The sequence below is a fragment of the Bartonella sp. 220B genome (genome assembly GCF_026930205.1).
Lineage (GTDB): Bacteria > Pseudomonadota > Alphaproteobacteria > Rhizobiales > Rhizobiaceae > Bartonella.
On record NZ_JANHOI010000028.1, the window covers coordinates 1 to 5928 of the forward strand.

A 5928-nucleotide genomic window follows, 5' to 3' on the forward strand; every position below is an offset into this window, starting at 1 on the left:
AACCATGCTAGTGTCTCCTTTAGGTTTATAACGTTTTGAATTGACAGCTTATTATAAAAAGCGCCGGGCGCTCAAAACACGGCCTAAAGTCCGTTGCTTACACTTTTCCCTAAGGGTATTGTATGGTGTAAGCACACCCGACAGAATCTTCATATACTAACAAGAGTATAAAAGACAGTCAGTATTTCAAAGTTTTGGAAAGGTTGTTTCGTAACCTATCCGCTTTAGGATTAGTGTTTTGATCACTTGATTATTTATATATCAAAATACGTATTTATTGTCAATTATATTTTGCTATTTTTTGTATTTTTTTATAATTATTTTTTAATCCATTGTGTATAAATATGCGTCATATGCCTATCAATATTTTCTGTTTTATTGCCTATATTTGACTCTATATTACGCAATTGCGTTATTTTATCTTTTAAACTTCATAATAACTAGAAACGCTTCTTATGATGCGTATTTTAACTTTATAAAGCATGGTTATTTTTATTGAATGCCTTGTGAATATTTTTTGTGAATTTTGTTATAAGCAATTCACTAAAGACGCCTTAATAAGCACCGCGCTCTTATAACCAGCGCTTTTCATTCAAATCTATCGTTTTGATTCATTCTTTATAAGCACCGCATCATTCTCATAAAACAAAATGATAAATATGATCATGCGGTTTTAATTTGTTATGAAAACATTTTGGATTCTTATTCCATTATCAAAATACCTTTTTATGGGCTTTTGTATCTTTTGTTAGTTTTGTCTGTTGATTTACTCCCCCCTTCCATTTAAAAAAATTGAGAAAAAATAAAAACATTATATTTCAATAGGTTAGTGTTTTTCAAAATTTTGAAACATCACGTATAAAACCCATGTGAGTAAAATAGACAATTAATGACACGCGTTTTGTCTGCTTTTGTCAATTTTTGTCAGTAAATTTAACAGACAATTCTTATGATTTTAGTGAGCGTTTAAACCCTATCTTATGAGAAGGCATATGGCTCTTTAAAGCCTTTCAAAAGAGAGTGTGTAATTATGAAAGGTACTATCAAGATTATTATTGTTATCAGTTTTGAGGGGGGCATAACGTAAAGATAAAAACATTCATTCTTCTCTTTAAAGAGAGCTTTTGAAGGATATGATGGCATCATTTTAAATTGCGATATAATCTTTTAAAGGTGTTACATGGTAAATCATTCCTTTTAAGAGTGTACATAATCAACATAACAAGAGAGTATAGGTATAAACTCTATACCCCTTGTAAGATGTGCATACCCATCATGCGAAATGTGAGCATGCTTTATAAGTCTCTTCAGTTTCTCTTAATTCCAATTTTGGGAGGTTCTTAACAATCTTCATTGTTTCTAAACTTACAGTAATAACCCTTTGAAACAATTCCAATGGATAAGCAGGGTTGCCAATAGTCTCAACCGCATAGCAATTGGCATCATTAACAATGCCACTCTTTTTATCAGTCTTTACGCATTGACGCCCCATAACCCATTCAAGAGCGGGTTTACCATTTACGATATACTCATAAGCTTCCTTAGGGATATTTGTTATTGTGATATTACGATTGTAAATAACTGTAGATTTATCCTTTTCCTTACTATTCCCAGCAAATTTCATTTCTGTAACGTAATAAAACTTTTCGGGGTTAGGAATATCTGTAAGTTTGGGGTCACCTTTTTTGAAGGTCACAGGATAAGGTTCTACAGTTTCATAATTGACGTGTAAATTTCCTAATTCACGCCCTGCTGTAACAAACATCCAAAAATCTTTAGCACTCTTTACGCAAGGGATGCGAGGCAATTCTTTAGAGAGGTTATCAGCATAACGAGTACGATAATCTTCTGAATGTAAAAGGCCGTATACGTAATAAAAGATATCATCTTTCGTTATGATTTCATTTGGATAAGCAGCTTTAAAATGTGCTAATCCCTCATCAGTAATGGCATCACGCCTCTGTAAACCAGCTGTTTTGTTTTTTTCTACAGAATTTGCAAATAAATGAGATTGGTCAGCATTTTTATCTTTTGAAGAAGCAGTATTTTCGTAAAGGTACAATGGAAAGCATTGGCTTTTTTCTATTGAATCAAGGTTAGGCAAAGCATTACTCATCAAAACAGAAAAACTACTTGCTCCTATACCCGTAACTTGTATTACTTTATTTTCAACTGCTTGTTCTATAGGAAATATACGCATCTGATAAGCACCATCGCAGTTGAGAGCAGAATCACAATAAAGCCACTGTTGTGTAAAAGGACGATAAAGACTTTGCGTCAGAAAATTTTTTTTAAAGTTAAAAGTCTTTCCTTTTATCAAATCTTGTTTGAGACTATAACTCCAACTTATTTTGCTCTCATCTGAATTGACAAAATCATTTACAGCATTGGTACGTGTTTTTCGGTCAGCATGTGGATAGGTAGTATTAAAACGTTCTACTTCGCTATTATAGAAGGCAATCATATTACGCATGTTTTTAGCTAAAACCTTACAGCTTGAGTTATATGTCCACGCATCACGGCTCGTCATAATGCCGCGAGAAAAATTTTCAAAAAGTTTTTTATCGTGTCTTTTTTTATCACCTAAGGCTATAAATGTCTTAAAACCCTCATCACGTTGATCTATCCAATCACCGTGTTCATCTGATGTAATGATTTGCCAACTTGATTTATTTGTGACACCATCAATGCTACCAAAATCCTTAATTGTCTTAAGCTTTTTTTCTCTTGTGAGATAATCTCCAATATCACGGAAATATATTTTACCACGTTGTTTGGATTTTGGATTTTTTACGAGAATAGAAATCGCAATGGGAGCCCGAGAGCCTTCACCAAAAATTCCACCACTTTCCTTCTTACGTTGTTCTCCAGAAGTGCGCGCATTGCCCCGTAAATGGAAAATATAAAGACTGCTAAATTCCTCAACGAGGCATTTGCGTAAACCGGTCATAGAATTTGCATTTACAAAGCTTGCATTTGTAACAAAACCGATAACACCACGTTTTTTTATACGGTCACTAGCCCAGCGAATGGCACGAATATAACTATCATAAAGCGCTCGTATATTCGTTACTGTTGATTGAGCAGCATAGGTTTCACGAATACGGTCATCTAAGAGCGGATAAGGGGTGTTCTTTGCGTTGTCATTTTCGCTTTTTTGACCTATAGAATAAGGGGGATTACCAATAATAACTTCGATATTTAGTTTTTTCTGATGTTCTAAATACTCACTGTTTTCTTTAAATAATTCTTGCAGAAGGTTTTTCTCTTCAAGCATCTGAAACGTATCGGTTAATCCAATATGCTTAAAGGGGATATAATTCCCTTTCATAAGACTATGATAGGTCGATTCAATATTAATCGCTGCTATGTAATAAGCTAAAAGAACAATCTCATTGGCATGGATATCATGACGGAACTTATATTCCATATCCTCTGGTTTTATCAGATTAGAATGTAAAAGCCGCGTGATGAAGGTACCAGTACCCGTAAAGGGGTCAAGTACAGAAACACCACGTGACCCCAAGCTTTTTCCAAATTCTTTGCGTAAAACATCATCAACGGAATGAATGATAAAATCCACAACCTCAACAGGGGTATAAACAATGCCAAGCTTATCGGTGGTTCTTTTAAACGCTTTGGCAAAAAAGCTTTCATAAAGCTTGATAATGAGATTTTGTCTTGCATGGGGTTCAGTAATCCCAGAGGCACGGAATTTTACACTGTCATAGAATTCTCTAAGTTCTTTAGACTCTTCTACAATATTGGTCTTGTCTAATTCCTTTAAAATCTTTTCCATTGCTTGCGAGATGGCATTGTTTTGAACAAATTCATTGCCATCAAACAAGGCTTCAAAGACAGGACGCGTCACAAGATGTTGTGCAAGCATCTCAACAGCTTCCTCTTGTTTGACATCACTGTTTAAGTTGTTTTTTAATTCCTTATGAAACGCATCAAAGGCACGGCGTGCTTTGCTCTTTTCATCAGAGAGCATATTTTGAAGACGGTTGATATGGTTTTGCGCAATCTCAGCAACATTGCCAGCCCAGTTTTCCCAATAGTCACTCATGGTAGATCTTTTGACAATCAATGCCCTAAGAGCATTGGAAACTGTCTGATCAAAAACAAAGTTCATTTGCTGGTTATTTTGAGATTTACGCACAGCCCCAGAAGAGCTTGAAACTTCTGTCTTTGCCGATAAGGGCACATCATCAACAACGGTTGTAACATTTTCTAATTCGTTCTTTTGAGAAACAGTTACAATATCAATAATAGGACTTACATCTTGCCCTAAGTTCATTTGGTTCAGGGTTTTTTTAAAGTTCTCATCATGAGAAAGCAAAGCATTGAGAACTTGCCAAACAACACTGTATTTCTTATTGTTTTTTAAAGCCTGTTCAGGCGGCATGCCAGCCGGTATTCCAATGGGTAAAATGATATAGCCTCTTTTTTTCCCCTTTGCACGACGCATGACACGTCCCACCGCCTGTATCACATCCACTTGGCTTTTGCGGGGATGGAGAAACATAACCGCATCAAGAGCAGGAACATCCACACCTTCAGAAAGACAGCGTACATTGGTTAAGACACGACAGGTATTTTCCCCCGCATCTTCTTCCAACCATTCAAGCAATTGCGTTCGTTTCTTGGCACCATCTTTTCCATCAATATGCTTTACATCACAGAAAAGAGGGGGTGTATCTTTGTGTTCTTTATGAAGCTTACGGAAAGCTCTCTTAACACCCTTGCCTTTAAAGGTATCACGAATGCGTTCAGATGTTTTAATGTCTTTACAAAAAGCCAAAGCACGACGCATCGGATTGGGGTCATCACCAAGATCAACTTTCAGATTGATTTTACTAAGAGCCTGATAACAGCCTAAAATCTTTGTTCTATCATCAAGAGTAAGTTCATAATCCTTATGGCTCTTAGGAATGTCCATTGTATCATGCACCATGCTCTCATCCACACCCAAGACAATAATCTTATAAGGCGTTAAGAGTTCATTCTTGACGGCATCCGAGAAACTATAAAAATAAAGCTGTTTTCCATAGATGTTCTCATTATCCATAGATGCCAGAACAGCATCAAGTTCATCAGCACGTCTTTTTGCTTGGTCACTAAAAATGCGCGGGGTTGCGGTCATATACAGACGTTTTTTGCCCTTAATAATGCTGTTATCATGAACCTTGATAAAATCAGATTCACTCTTGTCTCTTCCCAAGGCAGCCCCCGTGGTTCTATGGGCTTCATCACAAATGATCAGATCAAATTCAGGTAAGCCATGGGTATTTTGTGCATCGGCAATCACTTGGATTGATTGGTAAGTAGCAAAGATAACACTCATAGCATTGGGAAAGATTTTGCCCCCTTTTTCTCCAAGCGTTTGCGCATCTGTTGTGACAGGCAAGGCAAGATCCGAGGCACTGAATTCAGCATCATCATCATTATTGGCACGACGCTTACCTATTTGCTTATCAGAACACACCGCAAAGGAACGCAAAGCTATCTCTGTATCATTTGTCCATTCTCGTATTGTTTGAGACATAAGAGCAAGTGAAGGCACCAAAAACAAAACACGCTTGCCTGTTCCTGCTAATTGTTCTGCTATCTTAAGGCTCGTAAAGGTTTTCCCCGTTCCACAAGCCATAATCAGCTTGCCACGGTCTGCTTCTTGTAAACCCTCACAAACGGCTTTAATGGCTTCTTTCTGATGGGTAAAAGGGAGCTTTTGTTTCTTGTCTTTAAGGACAATCTTGCCTTGTTCTTCAAAAACGCCCCAATCGATTTGACTGTTTTCCATATCAAAGTGATTAATGCGATAAACCGGAACCGCTTGTCCTTCGATCATGGTGTTTGCGTTTTCGCTTAATTCTCCATCTGTACTGTCAACAAGAAGACGATATTTAAACCGCTTTTTACCGGATA

1 protein-coding gene is annotated in these 5928 nt (G+C 36.7%); it reads right to left on the bottom strand.

Going from position 1 to position 5928, the window contains the following annotated elements; all coding sequences use genetic code 11:
• Window positions 1–1273: 1273 nt before the first annotated feature.
• Window positions 1274–5928 (bottom strand): DEAD/DEAH box helicase (locus tag NPX99_RS08285; RefSeq protein WP_269031368.1); only part of this gene is annotated, 4655 nt, incomplete at its 5' end.